Annotated in this window: 16 protein-coding genes; 9 read left to right on the forward strand and 7 right to left on the reverse strand. The window is 64.6% G+C overall.

Annotation, left to right across the window (positions count from 1 at the left end):
• The first annotated feature begins 9 nt into the window (after positions 1 to 9).
• The 7 genes from DOM58_RS00375 (at position 10) to DOM58_RS00405 (ending at position 7,717) form a co-directional block, all read left to right on the forward strand.
• Complete coding sequence (locus DOM58_RS00375) at positions 10 to 2,391, forward strand: MMPL family transporter (RefSeq protein ID WP_188113754.1); 2,382 nt, start codon at positions 10 to 12, stop codon at positions 2,389 to 2,391.
• A 24-nt stretch (positions 2,392 to 2,415) separates the two neighbouring features.
• A complete protein-coding gene (locus DOM58_RS00380) occupies positions 2,416 to 3,717 on the forward strand; it encodes an NAD(P)/FAD-dependent oxidoreductase (RefSeq protein ID WP_110691344.1) in 1,302 nt (433 codons plus the stop codon).
• On the forward strand, positions 3,714 to 4,388 hold the full coding sequence (locus tag DOM58_RS00385) for a DUF3261 domain-containing protein (RefSeq protein WP_110691345.1): 675 nt from the start codon (positions 3,714 to 3,716) through the stop codon (positions 4,386 to 4,388). Before DOM58_RS00380 ends, DOM58_RS00385 begins: the two co-directional genes overlap by 4 nt.
• Positions 4,385 to 5,566 (forward strand): beta-ketoacyl-ACP synthase, encoded by a 1,182-nt coding sequence (locus DOM58_RS00390; protein ID WP_110691346.1) that lies wholly within the window; start codon positions 4,385 to 4,387, stop codon positions 5,564 to 5,566. Before DOM58_RS00385 ends, DOM58_RS00390 begins: the two co-directional genes overlap by 4 nt.
• Positions 5,567 to 5,615: 49 nt before the next feature.
• A complete protein-coding gene (locus DOM58_RS00395) occupies positions 5,616 to 6,089 on the forward strand; it encodes a hotdog family protein (protein ID WP_110691347.1) in 474 nt (157 codons plus the stop codon).
• A 41-nt stretch (positions 6,090 to 6,130) separates the two neighbouring features.
• A complete protein-coding gene (fabG, locus tag DOM58_RS00400; protein WP_110691348.1) occupies positions 6,131 to 6,868 on the forward strand; it encodes a 3-oxoacyl-ACP reductase FabG in 738 nt (245 codons plus the stop codon).
• A 243-nt stretch (positions 6,869 to 7,111) separates the two neighbouring features.
• Positions 7,112 to 7,717: a hypothetical protein gene (locus DOM58_RS00405; RefSeq protein ID WP_110691349.1), complete on the forward strand. Its 606-nt coding sequence runs from the start codon at positions 7,112 to 7,114 to the stop codon at positions 7,715 to 7,717.
• Between the two features lie 94 nt (positions 7,718 to 7,811).
• Here the strand turns inward: DOM58_RS00405 and DOM58_RS00410 are convergent, their stop codons facing one another.
• The 7 genes from DOM58_RS00410 to DOM58_RS00440 form a co-directional block, all read right to left on the reverse strand.
• Positions 7,812 to 8,672 carry a universal stress protein gene (locus DOM58_RS00410; RefSeq protein WP_110691350.1) on the reverse strand — a complete coding sequence of 287 codons (861 nt, stop codon included), beginning with the start codon at positions 8,670 to 8,672 and terminating at the stop codon, positions 7,812 to 7,814.
• 52 nt (positions 8,673 to 8,724) lie between these two features.
• Entirely contained in the window at positions 8,725 to 10,212 is a 1,488-nt protein-coding gene (locus DOM58_RS00415; protein WP_110691351.1) for a SulP family inorganic anion transporter, read from the reverse strand.
• 446 nt (positions 10,213 to 10,658) lie between these two features.
• Positions 10,659 to 11,081 carry a manganese-binding transcriptional regulator MntR gene (gene mntR, locus DOM58_RS00420; protein ID WP_075563000.1) on the reverse strand — a complete coding sequence of 141 codons (423 nt, stop codon included), beginning with the start codon at positions 11,079 to 11,081 and terminating at the stop codon, positions 10,659 to 10,661.
• 75 nt (positions 11,082 to 11,156) lie between these two features.
• A complete protein-coding gene (locus DOM58_RS00425) occupies positions 11,157 to 12,434 on the reverse strand; it encodes an Nramp family divalent metal transporter (RefSeq protein ID WP_188113755.1) in 1,278 nt (425 codons plus the stop codon).
• A gap of 166 nt (positions 12,435 to 12,600) precedes the next feature.
• Positions 12,601 to 13,305, reverse strand: a complete 705-nt coding sequence (locus DOM58_RS00430; RefSeq protein WP_157957466.1) for an HAD family hydrolase — start codon at positions 13,303 to 13,305, stop codon at positions 12,601 to 12,603.
• Between the two features lie 80 nt (positions 13,306 to 13,385).
• Positions 13,386 to 14,162, reverse strand: a complete 777-nt coding sequence (locus DOM58_RS00435; protein WP_075562998.1) for a slipin family protein — start codon at positions 14,160 to 14,162, stop codon at positions 13,386 to 13,388.
• On the reverse strand, positions 14,159 to 15,550 hold the full coding sequence (locus tag DOM58_RS00440; protein ID WP_110691353.1) for an NfeD family protein: 1,392 nt from the start codon (positions 15,548 to 15,550) through the stop codon (positions 14,159 to 14,161). Before DOM58_RS00440 ends, DOM58_RS00435 begins: the two co-directional genes overlap by 4 nt.
• 205 nt (positions 15,551 to 15,755) lie before the next feature.
• Between DOM58_RS00440 and DOM58_RS00445 the strand changes: the two genes are divergently transcribed.
• Together DOM58_RS00445 and DOM58_RS00450 are read left to right on the forward strand one after the other, a co-directional pair.
• Positions 15,756 to 16,754 carry a GlxA family transcriptional regulator gene (locus DOM58_RS00445; RefSeq protein ID WP_110691354.1) on the forward strand — a complete coding sequence of 333 codons (999 nt, stop codon included), beginning with the start codon at positions 15,756 to 15,758 and terminating at the stop codon, positions 16,752 to 16,754.
• Between the two features lie 89 nt (positions 16,755 to 16,843).
• A complete protein-coding gene (locus tag DOM58_RS00450) occupies positions 16,844 to 18,136 on the forward strand; it encodes a TauD/TfdA family dioxygenase (protein WP_110691355.1) in 1,293 nt (430 codons plus the stop codon).
• The last annotated feature ends 2 nt before the right edge of the window (positions 18,137 to 18,138 follow it).

The following is an 18,138-nucleotide window of genomic DNA, read 5'->3' on the forward strand; positions in this document are numbered from 1 at the left end:
GAGCGAATCATGAAGTCTGATCGATTCGTCAAGACCTTGGGCTATCGCCGGCTGGGCTGGCTCTGGCTCGTCGTACTGGCCTTTTGCGCCGTCTGGCTGGGCTGGATGCTGCGCCAGGGCTTGCCCGCCGATACCGATCTGACCGCTCTGCTGCCCGCGGATCGCCAAGCGCCTTTGGTCGAGAAGGCGGACCGCGAACTGGGCCGCGGCTTCGAGAATCGCTTCCTGTTGCTGCTCGGCGATGACGATCGCGTCGCGACGACACAGGCACTGGGGCGATCGCTGCAGCAACTGGTCGATGACGGCCAGCTCGCCGGTATCGACTGGCGCGAGCTGGATCTGGCCGATGCCGATCCGCACGAGTGGATGGGGCCATGGCGCTATCGCCTGCTGACGCCTCAATGGCAGCAGACCATCGATGCCAACGGTGGCAGCACGCTGGTCGACCCGGCGTTGCGCCAGCTGTTCTCGCCGACGGCGCGACCGGATCCCGTCGCCGATCCTTTCGGCCTGCTGGATGCCTGGCTCTCACGGCTGCCGCAGAGCCCGATCGGTGCCGCCGACGGCCTGTTGACGCTGGACCGGAGCTACCAGCCCGGCAGCCAGAAGTGGAGCGTGCTGATCGGCGAGCTCGAAGGCTCGCCCTACGATCTGCCGATGCAGACGGCGCTGCACACTACGCTCGAGCAGTTTCAGCAGCAGCATCCCGATGCCGAGCTGCTGCGCTCGGGGCTGGTCTTTCACGCTGCGGCCGGCGCCCGCCAGGCCAAACACGAGATGTCTACCATCGGCGCGGCGTCGCTGCTCGGCGTGCTGTTGATCATCGGGTTCGTGTTTCGCTCGCCCCGTGTACTGCTGCAATTGATGGTACCGCTTCTGGCGGGTTCGCTGTTCGCGCTGACCCTGACCCTGGGCATCTTCGGCCGCCTGCATCTGCTGACCCTGGCCTTCGGTGCCAGCCTGATCGGTATCGCCATCGACTACGTGCTGCATCTGCAGTGCGATCGCGCCATCGAAGGCCGAGGTTTCAGGCTGCGCCGGCTGTTGCCGAGCCTCACGCTGGGCCTGATCTCGAGCGTCATCGCCTACGTGGCCCAGGCGCTGACGCCGATGCCCGGGTTACGCCAGATGGCCGCTTTCGCGGCTTTCGGGCTGATCGGCGCCTGGCTCACCGTGGTGCTGTGGCTGCCGCGCTTCACGCTTCACGCCAGCCCCTTCACCGCCCGCCTGGCGACGGGCTGGTGGCGACTGTGTCAGCCCCGCTGGAGACTGTCGCCGTGGCTCGCCCTGGCCGGCGCCGTCGTGCTGATCGTCGTCTGCGCCCTGCGCCTGACCAGCGACGACAGCCTGGAGCTGCTCAACCCCTCACCGGCGGCCCTGATGCAGGACGAGGCGCGCGTCCAGCAACTGCTCGATCGCGATACCGGCAGCCGCTATTTCCTGGTCCAGGCCGAAGATACCCAGGCGCTGCTGGCGCGGCTCGATGAGCTGGATGGTGCTCTGGACAAGGCCATCGGCGAAGGGCTCGAGATCGACTACCAGTCGCTGGCAGGCTCCGTGCCGACGGCCGCCGAGCAGCAGGCCAATCTGGCGCAGGTGCGCAAGCTCTATGGCGCTCCGCTTGACGAACTCATCCAGCGTGCCGGGATGCCGGCCGAGGTCGCCGAGAAAGCCAGAGCCCAGCTCGAGAAATCGCCGATGCTGACGCTGGCGAATTGGCTCGAGACGCCGCTGGGTTCGCTCCAGCAGCGGCTATGGCTGGGCGAAACGGGCGATGGCGGTGTCGCCGCGACGGTCGTCGTGTCCGGCGCCAGAAACGCCGATGTCGATAGGACGCTACGCGCGCTGGCCGAATCGCAGACCCACCAGGGAGCCACAGTCGAATACGTGGACCGGGTCAGCCGAATCGGCAGCCTGCTCGGCGAACTGCGGCGGCATACGGCAATGTGGGTGGCACTCGCCATGGTGCTGATGACACTGGCACTGGTGGCAAGATACCGACGCCGCGCCTGGCGCGTCATCGTACCGCCTTTCGGCGCCACGCTGATCGTGTTGACGGCGTTCGCCGTGACCGGCGTTCCGCTCAACATCTTCAATCAACTGGGTCTGCTGCTGGTATTGGGAATCGGCCTCGATGCCGGTATCTTCAACGTGGAACACGCCAGGCGGCCGTCGGCCTGGCTGGCAATCACGCTGTCGACGCTGACCAGCCTGCTGGCGTTCGGGATGCTCGCCTTCAGCGCCACGCCGGCACTGCACTATCTGGGATTGACGTGCCTGATCGGTCTGGCGAGCGTCTGGGCGCTGGTCCCCTGGGTGCGGCCGGCCGATGATGCGTATCCGACGCACGATTCTCCAAATCAGTCCTCACGGGAGAGCGAGCATGGCTGAGGTTGAACATGACTGGGGTTGAGCATGATTGAAGTCGAGAAGGCTGAAGCCGACCACGACGTGATCGTCATTGGTGCTGGCCCGGCCGGCGCCACGGCCGCGGCAATGCTGTCGGCCCGTGGCCGGCGCGTGCTGGTGGTCGAACGTAGCCATTTTCCGCGCTTCTCCATCGGCGAGAGTCTGCTGCCGCAATGCATGAGCCATCTCGAGGAGGCCGGGCTGCTGGAGACCGTCACAGCCGCGGGCTACCAGCCCAAGAACGGCGCCGCATTCACCCGCGCCGGCGAGGAGACGTCGATCGATTTCCGCGACAAATCCACGCCGGGCTGGGGCACCACATTCCAGGTCGAGCGCGCAGACTTCGATCAGCGCCTGATCGAGGGGGCCCGCGCCCAGGGAGCGAGCGTCGAATTCGGCGTCACCGTCACCGCCTTCCGCGCCGACGACAGCCATCCCCAGATAGACGTCACCGATGAGGCGGGCCATTCGCGCACCTTGACGGCGCGCTTCGTGCTCGACGCCAGCGGTTATGGCCGCGTGCTGGCCCGACTCGAGCGCCTCGAACGCGATGCGCGACAGGATCCGCGCACGGCGCTGTTCACGCATGTCGAAGGCTGCCCCACCGAACCGAGCCATGATCGCGACAAGATCCTGATTGGCGTCCATCCCGACGACGCCGGCATCTGGTACTGGCTGATCCCGTTTCGCGATCAGCGCGCCTCGGTGGGCGTGGTCGGCGAGACGGCACGGATCAACGCCCACGGCGAGACTCCCGAAGCGCGCTTCCGCGCGCTGATCGACGTCGAGCCGCGTTTCCGCCAGCTGCTCGACGGCGCCACCACCACCCGGACCATCGGCGAACTCCGCGGCTATTCCGCCGACGTGACACGTCTGCATGGCCCCGGCTACGCGCTGCTGGGCAACGCCGGCGAATTTCTGGACCCGGTATTCTCCTCCGGCGTGACCATCGCTCTGCGTTCGGCCAGCCTCGCCGCGCCGCTGGTCGACCGTCAGCTGGCCGGCGAGACGATCGACTGGCAAAGCGAGTTCGAAAGCCCCCTGCGTAAAGGTATCGAGACGTTCCGCGCCTTCGTCGATGCCTGGTACGACGGTCGCCTGCAGACGATCATTTTCCACGCCGACGCACCAGCCGATATCAAGACGCGCATCAGCGCCATTCTGGCCGGCTACGCCTGGGACCGAAGCAACCCGTTTGCCAGTGCCTCACGCCGCCATATCGACACCCTGGCCGCCATCTGCGAGATGCGGGCCGCTACTGCGACGGAACAGGCCGGTATCGATACGTCCATGGAGACTCGGCCATGAATCGCGTTTTGCGACCGCCAGGGACGCCGTGTCTGGCCCCGGTACTGATACCGGTACTGATACTGGCACTGATGCTGTTACTGAGCGCCTGCAGCCTGACGCCACCGGTATCGCCGACGCCTCCGCTGGCCGCTGCGACGACGGCCGACACGTTGAAAAGCCAACTGACGTTCCAGCCAGACGACGGTGAAGCCCGCACGCTGATCGCGTTCATCCGGATCACCCCCGAGCAGCTGCGTGCGGTGCTGGTCACGCCCTACGGCCAGCGCCTGACCACGCTGGTGCGCGATACCGAAGGCGCCCGATTCGAGGCCGGCGACGCGCCGGGCGAGTCTCCGCTGCCGATTCCGCCGCAGTGGCTGGCCTCCCGTCTCGAATGGAGCCTGTGGCCATTGGAGGCGTTGCGCCGATCCTTCGCGGGAAGCGCCTGGCAGGTCGCCGACAGCGCCACGAGCCGCGATATCCGCTACCACGGCGAGCTGGCTGCGCGCATCACTCCGGTACCCGATCGCGAACACCCCACGGCGCTGACCCTGGATGATCGCCAGGGCGGCTACCAGCTGACGATTGCGCCGATGCAGGAAGACGGCGATAGCAACGGTGAGCCACAGAACGATGAGCCACAGAACGGCGAGCCAGCGAATAACGAACAGGAGAACGCCCAGCCATGAGTGCCGCCTTCGATTGCCGTCTTTCCCGGCCCGGCATCGTCTGCTCGCTGGGTGACGATCTCGAGACGATCGGCCGCGCGCTGTTCACGGGTGAGCGGGGGCTGACGATCAGCGATGCCTTCACCCCGGGCCGCCCCCTGCCGCTGGGCCAGGTCGAGGGACAACTCCCCGACGACAGCCAGTGGCCGCAAGATCATCGCAGTCGCAACAACCGGCTGCTGGCATTGGCGCTGGCACGCCTCGACGGTCAGGTCGAGCGCCTGCTGGCGACGGTGGCGAGAGACCGGATCGGCGTGGTCATCGGCACCAGCACCTCGGGGATCGGCGAAACCGAACGGGCAATTGCCGCCAGCGGCCGAGATGCGCCGCTACCCGAGGACTTCGCCTATGCGCGCCAGGAATTGGGGGCGCCGGCGCGCTTCCTCGCCGAACGGCTGGGGATCACCGGCCCCTGCTACGCCCTCTCCACGGCCTGCAGTTCGAGTGCCAGAGCGTTGGCCAGCGCCAGGCGCCTGCTCAAGAGCGGCCAGTGCGACGCGGTAATCGCCGGCGGCGCGGATAGCCTGTGCCGCCTGACCGTCAACGGATTCCTGAGCCTGGAAGCGGTCAGCGCCGAGCCTTGCCTGCCTTTTTCCCGTCACCGCGACGGGATCAATCTGGGCGAAGCGGCTGCGCTGTTCGTGGTCACGCCGGAAGCCGGCGGCATTCAGCTGGCCGGTGTCGGCGAAAGCGTCGATGCCCACCATATCTCGGCGCCGCGCCCGGATGGCAGCGGTGCCGCCGAGGCCATGCGCCAGGCACTTGCAATGGCCGGGCGCGATCCGGCTGAGATCGACTATCTCAATCTGCACGGCACCGGCACGCGGCTCAACGACAGCATGGAAGCCGCCGCCGTGACGACGCTCTTTCCCGCGCCGCCCGCCTGCAGTTCGACCAAGGCCCTGACCGGCCACACGCTGGGCGCGGCCGGCGCGCTGGAGGCGGCATTCTGCTGGCTGGCACTCGAACGGGGTCAGTTGCCGAGGCACGTCTTCGACGGTGAATACGATCCGGAGCTTCCCGCCTTGCCACTGGTGACAACCAACTCGGCGCCGGCGCAGCGGCCACGACATGCGCTGAGCAACAGCTTTGCCTTCGGCGGCAACAACGCCAGCCTGCTGCTGACCCGGGCCGACTGACGCGCCAGCTCGCCCCGCCAAGAGACACGCAAGAAACAATGGAATCCCCTTGACTGCATTCGACCCAGTTTCCCTGCCCTGCCCCATCGCGCCGCTGATTCCTCATGCCCGCGGCATGTGTCTGCTGACGCGCCTCATCGAGGTCGATTACGAGGGCGGCGTGGCCGAAACGACGACCCGGCGCGACGATCTGTTCGCCGAAGCCGACGGGATCCCGGCCTGGGTAGGCGTCGAGTGGCTGGCCCAGACCGTCGCCGCCTGGGCCGGCTTCCGCGCCGCCGCATCGGGCGAGTCTCCGGCACCCGGGTTGCTGCTCGGGGCCAAACGCTATCACGCTCGCGTTCCCGTCTTTACCTTCGATCAGCGAATCCGGATCGCCGTGACCGTCGAATTCGTCGCCGACAACGGCGTGACTCAAATCAGCGGCAAGCTGTACCCGGCGGAAGAGGCCGAGGCGCCGCTGGCCCAGGGCAGCCTGACGCTCTATCGGCCGGATTCGATGCCGACGCTGAACGGCGTCTGATCGCCTTGATTTCATCATCCGCAGCTCTGTACCGAGGCACCATGGAACAACGATATTCCGAGACAATTCTGATCACCGGGGCCAATCGCGGCATCGGCGAAGCGATCGCCAAACGGCTGGCGGGGGACGGTTACGACCTGGTGCTGCACTGCCGGCGACCTGGAGAAGACATCGACTCGGTCAAGGCCGCGGTGGAAGCCGAAGGACGCCAGGCACGCGTCGTCCACTTCGACGTGACCGCACGAGAGACGGTCAAGACGGTGCTGGAAGCGGATATCGCCGAGCACGGTTGCTACTACGGCGTGGTCTGCAACGCCGGTATCACCGCGGACAAGCCCTTTCCGGCACTGACGGGAGAGGATTGGGACAGCGTCCTCCGGACCAATCTGGACGGTTTCTACAACGTGCTGCATCCGCTCATCATGCCGATGATCCAGCGCCGCCAGCCTGGCCGGATCGTCACGCTCTCGTCGATGTCGGGCATGATCGGCAATCGCGGTCAGGTCAACTACAGCGCGGCCAAAGCCGGGATCATCGGCGCCACCAAGGCGCTGGCCGTCGAGCTGGCCAAACGCAAGATCACGGTCAACTGCGTTGCCCCGGGCTGGATCGAGACGCGGATGACCGACGAGCTTCCGCGTGACGAGGTTCGCAAGCTGATCCCCATGCAGCGTGTCGGAAAAGCCGAAGAGGTCGCCGGCACCGTGAGCTTTCTGTGTTCAAGGGACGCGGCCTACATCACGCGTCAGGTGATCGCGGTGAATGGCGGCATGATCTAAGAGGATGTTTACAAAAGGGCTGCGCTCGGCGATACGGCGTTAAAATCGGTTTCACAATGCTCATTTACCCCTCGTAAACGGCGCTTGATCAGCCGATTTCGCCTTGCCTCGCCGTCGCTCGCCTGTTTGGTAATCACCCTCCAAGCGCCTGCTGGCTATCCATTTTAGAGAACGCTCAAGAACAGCGTTGCAGCGCCGATAAAGCGCCATGGCGACAACGCCTTCTCTTGATTGGATATCAGCATGAAATCCGGCATTTCCATCGCCCTGATCATCATCGTGCTGCTGGCGCTGGCCGCCGGTGGCGTGCTGGCCAGCGACCTTGGCTGGCCGCTGCCGGCCGACGCGCTGGCGCCGTTGGGCGTCTACCTGTTGACGCTGGTCCTGGCGGGTTGGTTGTGCGTGCAGCTGGTGGTGCTGGTCAGAGGGCTCATGCGTCAGCAGCAGGCGCTGATCGAGAGCCAGGATGCGGTACGCCGCCAGTTGGAGTCTGCCGAACTGTCTCAACTGATGGGCCAGTTCGTGCAGCACGCCGAAGCGCTATTGGACAAGGAGAGCCTCGATCCCAACAAGCGCAGCGTGATGCGCTGCCTGGCGATCGATGCCATGCGCGGCAACAGCGGCCGCGGGGATGTCAATTACTCCCGCCTGGCGCAGCTGTTCGAGTGGCTGGATGCCGAGGCACAGCGCCACGAAGACGATGCCCACCGTCTGCAGCTGATGCTGCCGACGCTCATGCAGTACGCCGAGATCGCCTGGCAGCTGTGCCAGATTGGCGAAAGCCAATCTGAGCGGTTGTCGCGCTTTCTGCGACACCGGCCAGCGCCGCCATCCCGCGACGACGGCTGAACCAGACGACTGAGCCAGACGACCGAGCCAACGGCTCCCGATTCGACCGGCGTCCTCTGGCTCTCGACATCACGACGACATCGGCGCAAGTCGTTCAGCGCAGTACCAGCGTCGCCGTCCGAGCGTGTCGCAGCATCGCTGTGGTGGTGCTGCCAACCAGCAGATGGCGAATGCGCGAATGGCCGTAGGCGCCCATGATCATCAGGTCGATCTGCTGACGATCGGCGTAGTCGGCGAGCACCTCGTCGACATCACCGGCGAGAATCGTGCCCTGGGCGTCGACCTGCCCCTGACGCAGTCGATCCAGCGCCCACTGGAGCTGGGCGCGCTGATCATCGGTACCGGCGCCGATCATGACCACATGACAGACCAGCCCGTTGAGCAACGGGCTCTCGGCGATCATCTCCACGCCCTTGCGGGTCGTCTGGCCGCCATCGAAGGCCAGCAGCAATCGGGATGGCGGCTGGAATTCTGGCGGGGTCACCAGAATCGGCGTGTGCAGCGTGCGCACGACCCGTTCGAGGTTGCTGCCCAGATGCTCGAGAGCTTCGTCCGCCGACTCGCCGCGCTTGCCCAGCACCACCAGCCGGGTCTGAGGCTCGCGCTCGACCAGCGACTCGATCAGTTCCCCGTGACGCAAGGCGGTCGAGACCTTGGCGCTCGGGGCCAGGCGCTCGGCTTGACCTCGCACGGCTTCCAGCAGTTCACGACCGTGCTGCTGCGCAATCTTGGCTCGCTGCTCGTCGAGTTCGGTCAACTGTTCGCGCAGATGTTCACGACTCCCCAGACCGATCTGTCCGCTGGCGTCGGCGGCGCCCAGACACGGCGCCTTGCTCAACACGTGCATCAGTTCGATCGGCGCTCCGATCCGTTCGGCGGCCCACGACGCCGCGGCGCAGACCGCGAACGCGTGGTGCGAGTCGTCAATGCAGGCCAGGACCTGACGTCCACTCATGGGTTTCTCCTTTCAGTCGTTCTTGATTGATGGTCCAGAGTGTCGGGCCGACTTAATGGCCCATGAGTTTTTCCACGGCGTCCGGCTTGTCATGCACCCCGAAACGATCGACCAGGGTGGCACTGGCCTGATTCATGCCCACCACTTCGACATCGGTGCCCTCGCGACGGAACTTGACCACCACGTTGTCCAGCGCTTCGACCGCGGTGATATCCCAGAAGTGAGCACGGGAGACATCGATCGTCACGCTTTCGATGGCCTCCTTGAAATCGAACCCGGCATTGAACCGGGTGGACGAGGCGAAGAAGACCTGGCCGACGACCTCATAGTTGCGCGTCTTGCCATCGTCGTCCATGCGACTCCCGATGTAGAGAACCTGCCCGACCTTGTTGGCAAAGAACAGCGACGCCAGCAGCACGCCGACCCCCACGCCGATGGCCAGGTTGTGGGTCGTCACCACGACGATCACCGTGGCGAGCATGACGATGTTGGTCGACATCGGATGGCGACGGAGGTTGACGATGGATTCCCAGCTGAACGTGCCGATCGAGACCATGATCATCACCGCGACCAGCGCGGCCATGGGTATCTGCGACACCCAGTCACCCAGGAAGACCACCAGGATCAGCAGGAACGCGCCGGCGATCAGGGTGGATAGACGCGTACGACCGCCGGATTTCACGTTGATCACCGACTGACCGATCATCGCGCAGCCGGCCATGCCGCCGAGCAGGCCGGAGAAGATGTTGGCGACGCCCTGCCCCTTGCACTCGCGATTCTTGTCGCTCGAGGTATCGGTCAATTCGTCGACGATCGTCGCCGTCATCATCGACTCGAGCAGACCCACGACGGCAATACCCAGCGAATACGGCAGGATGATCATCAGGGTGTCGAGATTGAGCGGCACGTCGGGCCACAGGAAGACCGGCAGGGAATCGGGCAGTTCGCCCATGTCGCCCACGGTGCGAATGTCCATGCCGCTGACCATGTAGACGATCGTCAGCACCACGATGCAGACCAGCGGTGACGGCAGCATCTTGCCGATGACCGGCAGGTACGGGAACAGATAGATGATGCCGAGCCCGGCGGCAGTCATCGCATAGACGTGCCAGGTGACGTTGGTCAGCTCCGGCAGTTGGGCCATGAAGATCAGAATCGCCAGCGCGTTGACGAACCCGGTGACCACCGAGCGCGACACGAAGCGCATCAGCTCGCCCAGGCGCAAGTAACCGAACACGATCTGGATCACCCCGGTCAACAGCGTCGCTGCCAGCAGGTATTCGAGGCCGTGGTCGCGCACCAGGGTCACCATCAGCAGCGCCGTGGCGCCGGTCGCCGCCGAGATCATCCCTGGCCGGCCGCCGGTGAACGCAATTACCACCGCGATCGAGAACGACGCGTAGAGACCGATCTTGGGGTCGACACCGGCGATGATCGAAAATGCGATCGCCTCCGGAATCAGCGCCATCGCGACGACGGCACCGGCCAGCACGTCGGCACGGACGTTGGATAACCAGTGTCTTTTTATCATTTCGAACATGGGCAGTTCCCTGTCATAGGCCGCGATGGTCCGCCAGCGACGTTACCCATCCGCTCGATCGAATAAAGCGAAATGGTCACCTGTCATCGCGCCGAAGGTCAGCGGAGCGACGATACAGAGTGCAGTCGATGAACGGCCACGCAGTCGCGGCAAGAATGTTGAATGGAATCGGACGAACAAGCAGATGCCGTCTCGCCGATACAGCGGTATCGGTGACAGCGAAGCGCGCGCATGAGGCACGCCGAGGGGGGCATTACGCTAGGGTGGAGTCATACCGGCAATGGTGTAACCGAATCGGTCTTGCATGAGATCGACCTTGTCGAGCGCGTCATTGAATGATCGAGAATTTTAGCGAGCGAGAGTCTACCACTAACGTCGGAAGGTTCCCAGACGGAATGCTGGCATCGCCAGATCAACGCGGGAGCGGTCGACGGCAACTCGCCGGCTCAGCGGTTGTGCGCTTCCAGAAATCGCTGCATGGCTTCGACGGTAGCATCGCTGCAGTGATGCTCGATCCCTTCGGAGTCGGCTTCGGCGACATGCGGCGGCACGCCGAGCGCCAGCAGCGTCGACAACACCAGCTGATGGCGTGCCTCGACCTTCGCCGCCAGCGTGGCGCCCTTTTCTGTCAGAAAGACGCCGCGATAGGGTCGCGCCTCGGCGAGACCGTCACGCTTGAGCCGGGCGATCACCTTGGAAACCGCGGCGGCACTGACCCCGAAACGCTCGGCCAGGTCGCTGGCGCGCGCCTCGCCGTGATCGCGATGCAGCTGCGCGATCTCTTCGACGTAATCTTCCACCAGCTCCTGCTGGTGGTCGAGACGCGTACGCTCGAAGCGCGCATAACGGGGACGTGGCGTTCCTGGCATGGTGTTCTCATCGACGGGCAGAATGATCGGCGACGGGTACCTTTGCAGCGTTCGCCCGCGCGCGTGCCTGAAAGCCTACAGCAACTCGAAGGCCAACACATAACCATTCAGCAAGATGATGATCGCGGCAATGAGACACCCCAACCCGGTCACCCAGCGGCGACTGGTCAGATTGCCCATCAGCCGATGCTGGGCCGTGAAGTGGATCAGCGGGATCAGCGCGAAGGGAATGCCGAAGCTCAGCACCACCTGGCTGGCGACCAGCACCTGCTGTTCCGGGAAGCCCAGCATGATGACAACGATGGCCGGCAGCATCGTCAACAGACGTCGCAGCCACAGCGGAATGGTGAAGCCGACGAAGCCCTGCATCACGACCTGCCCCGCCATGGTGCCGACGATCGACGAGGACAACCCGGCCATCAACAGCGTGAAGCCGAAAAGCGTGCTCGCCAGATCGCGGTCCATCAACGGTGCCAGCAGCTGATAGCTCTGTTCGATGGTGGCGACACCGGTACGCCCGTTGTCGAAGAAGACCGAGGCGGCCAGCGCCAGCATCGACAGGTTGATGATACCGGCGATACCCATGCCGATGATCACGTCCCAGCGGTAGTAGCGCATGGCACGCTGGCGCTCGTCGTCGGTCTTGACTGTCACCCGGCGCTGCGACAGCGACGAGTGCAGATAGATGACGTGAGGCATCACCGTCGCGCCCAGAATCCCGGCGGCCAGGAAGACGGCGTAGCCGTCCGGAAATCCGGGCACCAGCAGCCCTTCCAGCGCCGGCGCGGCCTCGGGACGACCCATGATGATCTGGATGACGAAACCGGCGGCCACCGCCAGCAGCATGCTGCCGATGATGATTTCCAGCAGCCGGAAGCCGAAACGCTGCATGTAGAGCGCCGCGTAGGTGATCGCGCCGGTCAGCAGCGCGCCCTCGAGCATCGACATGCCGAACAGCAGATTGAACGCCAGCGCGGCGCCGAGGAATTCGGCCAGATCGGTGGCGATCGCCACCAGCTCGGCCTGCACCCAGTAGAACCAGACCAGCGGTCGCGGATAGCGCTCGCGAATCATCTCCGCCAGATTTCTGCCGGTCGCCAGGCCCAACCGCACCGACAGCGTCTGGATCAGCATCGCCATCAGGTTGGCCCACAGCACCACCCACAGCAGCACGTAGCCGTAGCGCGAACCCGCTTCGATATTGGTCGCGAAGTTACCCGGATCGATATACGCCACCGCCGCGATCATGGCCGGGCCAAAGAACGGCAGGAAGCGGGATAACGCCGAACGCCTGCGCGCCTTGGTCGGCGCCAACGAGCTTTCGTCGCGGGATTCGGTCAGGGAATTCGACACATTGGCCTCTGGAAGTTACCGGCGCATCAAGACAACCGAGCCTTGGTTATCAAGTTAAACCACGGTTGACAAGATATACCCCAGTTACCAGACGCGCAACGGTGACTCCTCATGAGTTATCTCAATCGGGACGATTAGCGACAGGGCAATGCTGCCATCAGCTGGCCTAGCGCCACTGCAGAACCGGCCAACCGCGCGCTTCGGCGGTTTCGCGAAGGCGTGCATCCGGCTGGGTGGCGTGGGGATGATCGACGAATTCGAGCAAAGGCAGGTCATTGAAGGAGTCGCTGTAGCCCCAGGTTTCCCAGCCTTCGGCAAAGCCGGTGTCGTGACTGGAGAGCCACGCTTCGAAGGCGTCGAGCTTGCCGCGCTGGTAGGTCTGAATGCCGGTGGGTTCGCCGGTGAAACGGTCGCCGGCATCGAACTCGGGTAGCGTTGCCAGCGCGCCATCGGCACCGACGGCATGGGCGATCGGTTCGACCAGATGATGCATCGAGGCCGAGATCACCAGAGTGGCATGACCATCCCGGCCATGTTGCTGCAGACGTTCCACCCCTTCCTGCATCAGGCGCGGGCGAACGGACGCCTCGACAAAGGCCTCGACCTGCTCGCGAACGCTCCGGCGCGAGCGACCCACGAGCGGTGCCAGCGAGAAACGCAGATGATCGGTCATGTTCAGCGTGCCGGCGTGGTACTGCTTGTCGTGGTCGCGCATCTGGTTCAGCAGGGCTTCGCCGTCCTCGACCCAGCCGCACTCGATGATCCACTCGAGCCACAGATGCGTGCAGTCGCCGTCGAGCAGCGTGTCGTCGAGATCGAAGATAGCGAGCGCGGAAGGCGGACGGGGTAAATGGGAGCGTGACGTAGCCAAGCGAGACTCCGGTTCAATCGATTGAGAATGCGCTCAGGATACACGCTCGCCTCGTCACGGAAAGCGTCCGTCGGCGTCGATCACTCGTCCTTCGGCTTGGCCGCGCCGGAGAATCCCTTCATCGTCTTGAACGCCTCCATGATGTCCATCGGTAGCGGAAAGACGATCGTCGAGGCGTTCTTGTTGCTCATGTCGCTCATGGTCTGCAGATAGCGCAGCTGCAGCGCCGCCGGATTGCGCGACATGATGTCGGCCGCCTCGACCAGCTTCTCGGCCGCCTGCTGCTCGCCTTCGGCATGGATCACCTTGGCCCGGCGCTCGCGCTCGGCTTCGGCCTGGCGGGCAATCGCGCGGATCATGCTCTCGTCGAGATCGACGTGCTTGATCTCGACATTGGCCACCTTGATCCCCCAGGCCTCGGTCTGGGTATCGATGATCTCCTGGATGTCGTCGTTGAGCTTGTCCCGCTCGGAGAGCATCTCGTCAAGATCGTGCTTGCCCAGCACCGAACGCAGCGTGGTCTGGGCCAGCTGGCTGGTGGCGTTGACGTAGTTCTCGACCTGAATGATCGCTCGCTCCGGATCGACGACGCGGAAATAGAGCACCGCATTGACCCGCACGGTGACGTTATCCCGGGAGATCACGTCCTGTTCCGGCACATCCATGGTGATCACCCGCAGGTCGACCACCTGCATTTTCTGAACCACCGGGATCAGGAAGAACAGCCCCGGCCCCTTGACGTCCTGGAAGCGACCCAGAAAGAACACCACGCCGCGGCGGTACTCCGGCAGGATCCGGACCGAGGCCAGCAACAGCAGAATCAGCAGTATCACGGGTACCAGATAGGTGAATATCATGTCGTCCCCTTCTCGTGGTCATCGTCGAAACACTCGATGTCGCCATCGGCCAGCGGCGTCACCGTGACTGTCAGTCCCTCCAGCGCCGTGACACGCAGCCGGTCGCCTTTATGGATGTCGGTCTGACTCCGTGCCCGCCAGCGCTCGCCATGCAGCAGCACCTTGCCGCGGCCGGCGGAGAAATCGCCAAGCGCCACGGTCTCGGCACCGATCAACTCCTCGCGACCGGTCAACGGGACGCGTCGGCGCACCTTTATCAAGCGCATCACCGCCCACAGCAGGAAACCGGCGGCGATCAGCGCGGTGCCGCCGATCAGCGGCCATGCTGCCGCGCTATTGGCCTCATCCATCAACAATACCGACCCGATCACGAAGGCGACGATACCGCCGGCACCGAGCGCCCCGAAGCTGGGCAGAAAGGCTTCGCCGACGATCATCACCAGACCCAGCAGTACCAATCCCAGCCCGGCCAGATCGATCGACAGCACCTGGAAGGCAAACAGCCCCAGCAGCAGACTGATACCGCCAACGACGCCCGGCACCAGGGTGCCCGGGCTGGCGAGCTCGAATACCAGCCCGTAGAAGCCGATCAGCAGCAGGCCATAAGCCACGACGGGATTGGCGATCAGCGACAGCAGCGCCGTGCGCCAATCCGGCCCTTCGCGAACACGTTCGATGTCCTGGGTCGAAAGCGTCGTGACGCCGTCTGCCAGCGCCACCTGACTGCCGTCCAGCTGCGCCATCAGATCGTCGAGATCCGATGCCACCACGTCGATGACGTTGCGATCGAGCGCATCCTGCGCATTCAGATTGGCCGCCTCGCGCACCGCCTGCTCGGCCCAGTCCGCGTTGCGCCCATGACGCTCGGCGTAGCCGCGGATCGTGGCCACCGCATCTTCGATCATCTTCCTGTGCATCGCCTGGCTATTGGCATCCTCGCCCTCGCCACCCAGCGTGACCGGCGTGGCCGAACCCAGATGCGTTCCCGGCGCCATCGCCGCTACGGGGCTGGCGTAGAGCAGGTAGGTGCCGGCGCTGGCTGCCCGGGCCCCGCTGGGCGTGACGTAGGTCACCACCGGTACCTTGGCGGAGAGGATCGTCTGGGCCAGCCGGCGCATCGACTCGACCTGCCCGCCCGGCGTGTCGAGTTCGATGACGAGCAGTTCGGCGTTGTTCGATTCGGCCCGCTGGATGCCGCGTTCGACGTAATCCCGCGTCGCCGGGTTGATACTGTCATCTAGGGTCAGCACCAGCGCCTGCTTCGTGTCGGGTGACTGTGCGAGTACCGCGAGCGCCAGCAAAGAACCCGCCAACAGACAGACGAGCCAGCCGAGACACCACCAGCGGCGGGTCGAGAACCTGCGCGTGTCGACCGTCGAATTGACCATACCTGCAGCGTAGCCAGTTTCCGGCGTCCGCGCCGTTAGACGCTGGTCGTGCCGATCAGCCTGTCGCACTCCCGTTTGCAGCATGATGCCGCTGACGAAGGCCGACGTGTTTCCTGCGGTTTTTTTTGTCACCATGAGCGCGCCACGATGGCAAAATCCATAGACACCCTCACCGTAGTGTCCGATAACGCCGGGAAGCCACATCATGCGTCTGGACTACGTTGGACCACTGCCCGAGCCGGTGGGCTTTCTGCTGATTCCGCGCTTTTCGATGATGGCGTTCTTCTCGGCGGTCGAGCCGCTGCGGATCGCCAATCGACTGGCCGGTCAGGAGCTCTATCGCTGGACGCTGATCAGCGAGGACGGTCAGCCGGTGACCGCCAGCAACGACATGACGCTGCTCGTCGATTGCGGGCTCTCCGATGCGCCCTCCTTGCCGACGCTCGCGGTCTGCGCCGGCTTCGAACCCGAACGCGACCACTCGCGCCGGCTCTCGCAATGGCTGCATCGCCAGGCCAGCGAAGGCTGCCTGCTGGGCGGCATCGACACCGGCCCGCTGATACTGGCGGAGGTCGGGCTGCTCGAGGGCCATCGTCTGACCCTCCACTGGGAAAGTCTGCCGGCCTTCCGCGAGCGTTTTCCCGGGCTTGATGCCGTGGAATCGCTGTTCGAGATCGACGCTCGCCGGTTCAGCTGCGCCGGCGGCGCTGCCGCCATGGACATGACCCTGAGCATGATCGCCAGCCGTCACGGTCAGGCCCTGGCCGACGATATTTCCGAACAGCTGATTCACGCCCGCCTGCGCCCGCGCCAGGACCATCAACGGCTTCCACTGGCGAAACGGCTGGGCACCCATCGCCGTCCGCTGGTCGATGCCGTCGCGCTGATGGAACAGCATCTCGAGCAGCCATTGTCGATGGCGGTGCTCAGCGAGCGGATCGGCCTGTCGTTGCGCCAACTCCAGCGTCTGTTTGTGGACGAACTCGGCAAGCGCCCGCGGGATTACTATCTCGAACTGCGTCTGGACCGCGCCAGACATCTGCTGGAAGAGACCGACCGCGACATCCTGAGCATCGGCCTGGCCTGTGGCTTCAGCTCGGCTTCGAGTTTCTCGCGCGCCTATCGCCAGCACTATCGACAACCGCCCAGCGCCTCGCGAAGGCGCGCCGAACTTCCAATGCCAGACGCGGATCACGGCCAATAACCTCAAAAAAATGGCGTTTTAGGTCAATTTCGCCACCGGCTGATCGGCGACGCTGGTTCGATCCCTATCAGCGAGCCTCCGGAGCCTCCATGTCAGCCGATCCCGACTCTCGATCCCTGCACCATTCTCGAGTCTCGTCTCAATCCGAGACCCAGTCTCGATCTCAGCCTTTGCCCGCCACTCCGGATTTCGACGCCTGGCCGGTCGAGGTAGCCATCACCGCGATCGATCATGATCCGCAGATCTTGAACGTGACCTGGCAGGACGGCAGCCAGAGCCGCTACCACAGCATCTGGCTGCGCGAAAACGCCGCCGACGACAGCACCGTGAATCCGGCGACGCGGGAGCGGATCCTCGATCTTTCCCGGCTGGAGGCGTGGCCCACGATCGAGCACGCCAAATTGGAAGCCAATGGCGCGATCACGATCGACTTCCTGCCCGAACGACGCCGGCTATCGTTCCACCCCGGCTGGCTGCGAGCCCACGATTACGCCAACCTCGTCGAGCACGAGCCCCCGTTGGTGCCACGGACGCTGTGGCTGGGGTCGGATCGCGAGGAACCGACCACGCTCGACGCGACCGGCTGGATGGAAAGAGATCACGACGCGACAAGCGTCGATTCGCTGCTGAAACAGGCGCTGGAAGCCGTCATCGGCGAGGGGCTGGTCCGACTTCGCAATCTGCCCACGGCGCCTGGCAGTCTGGATGCCATCGCCCGGCGAATCGGCCCGCCGCGACCGACCAATTTCGGCAATCTGTTCGATGTCCGCGCCAAGCCGGATCCGGATTCCAACGCTTACACCTCGCTCGCCCTGCCGCCCCACGTCGATCTGCCGACGCGGGAGTACCAGCCGGGTCTACAGCTGTTGCACTGCCTGGAGAACGATACCGTCGGCGGCGAAGCAGTGATGATGGACGGATTTGCCGTGGCCGAAGCGCTGCGCGAACGTCATCCGGCGCACTTTGCCACGCTGACCCGGGTGCGCTGGTGCTATGCCAATACCGCCAGGACCAGCGACTACGTCTGGTTCGATCCGATGATCAAGCTCGATGCTCGCGGCGAGTTTGATGAAGTCCGCATCGCCGATTTCCTGCGCGGCCCGTTGATGGCACCGTTCGACGACGTGGAACCCGCCTACGCGGCGCTGATGACGCTTCAAGGTCTGCTACGCGAGCCCGAGTTCGCGCTGCGCTTCAGCTACGCTCCCGGCGATCTGGTGATCTTCGATAACCGGCGCCTGCTCCACGCCCGGGACGCCTTCGATGTCAGCCAGGGCGGCAGTCGTTGGTTGCAAGGGTGTTATCTGGAACGCGATGAGGCTCGTTCGCGCCTGCGCATGCTGAAGCGCGCCGAGCGCCAGGCGCGGCTGGAAGACGCCTGAGC

The organism is Salinicola halophyticus, assembly GCF_003206695.1.
Lineage (GTDB): Bacteria > Pseudomonadota > Gammaproteobacteria > Pseudomonadales > Halomonadaceae > Salinicola > Salinicola halophyticus.

Excerpts from the sequence above, each read along its gene's own strand:
- DOM58_RS00375 (WP_188113754.1), top strand. The coding sequence starts at position 10 with ATGAAGTCTGATCGATTCGTCAAGACCTTGGGCTATCGCCGGCTGGGC.
- DOM58_RS00380 (WP_110691344.1), top strand. The coding sequence starts at position 2,416 with ATGATTGAAGTCGAGAAGGCTGAAGCCGACCACGACGTGATCGTCATT.
- DOM58_RS00385 (WP_110691345.1), top strand. The coding sequence starts at position 3,714 with ATGAATCGCGTTTTGCGACCGCCAGGGACGCCGTGTCTGGCCCCGGTA.
- DOM58_RS00390 (WP_110691346.1), top strand. The coding sequence starts at position 4,385 with ATGAGTGCCGCCTTCGATTGCCGTCTTTCCCGGCCCGGCATCGTCTGC.
- fabG (WP_110691348.1), top strand. The coding sequence starts at position 6,131 with ATGGAACAACGATATTCCGAGACAATTCTGATCACCGGGGCCAATCGC.
- DOM58_RS00405 (WP_110691349.1), top strand. The coding sequence starts at position 7,112 with ATGAAATCCGGCATTTCCATCGCCCTGATCATCATCGTGCTGCTGGCG.
- DOM58_RS00410 (WP_110691350.1), bottom strand. The coding sequence starts at position 8,672 with ATGAGTGGACGTCAGGTCCTGGCCTGCATTGACGACTCGCACCACGCG.
- DOM58_RS00415 (WP_110691351.1), bottom strand. The coding sequence starts at position 10,212 with ATGTTCGAAATGATAAAAAGACACTGGTTATCCAACGTCCGTGCCGAC.
- mntR (WP_075563000.1), bottom strand. The coding sequence starts at position 11,081 with ATGCCAGGAACGCCACGTCCCCGTTATGCGCGCTTCGAGCGTACGCGT.
- DOM58_RS00435 (WP_075562998.1), bottom strand. The coding sequence starts at position 14,162 with ATGATATTCACCTATCTGGTACCCGTGATACTGCTGATTCTGCTGTTG.
- DOM58_RS00440 (WP_110691353.1), bottom strand. The coding sequence starts at position 15,550 with ATGGTCAATTCGACGGTCGACACGCGCAGGTTCTCGACCCGCCGCTGG.
- DOM58_RS00445 (WP_110691354.1), top strand. The coding sequence starts at position 15,756 with ATGCGTCTGGACTACGTTGGACCACTGCCCGAGCCGGTGGGCTTTCTG.
- DOM58_RS00450 (WP_110691355.1), top strand. The coding sequence starts at position 16,844 with ATGTCAGCCGATCCCGACTCTCGATCCCTGCACCATTCTCGAGTCTCG.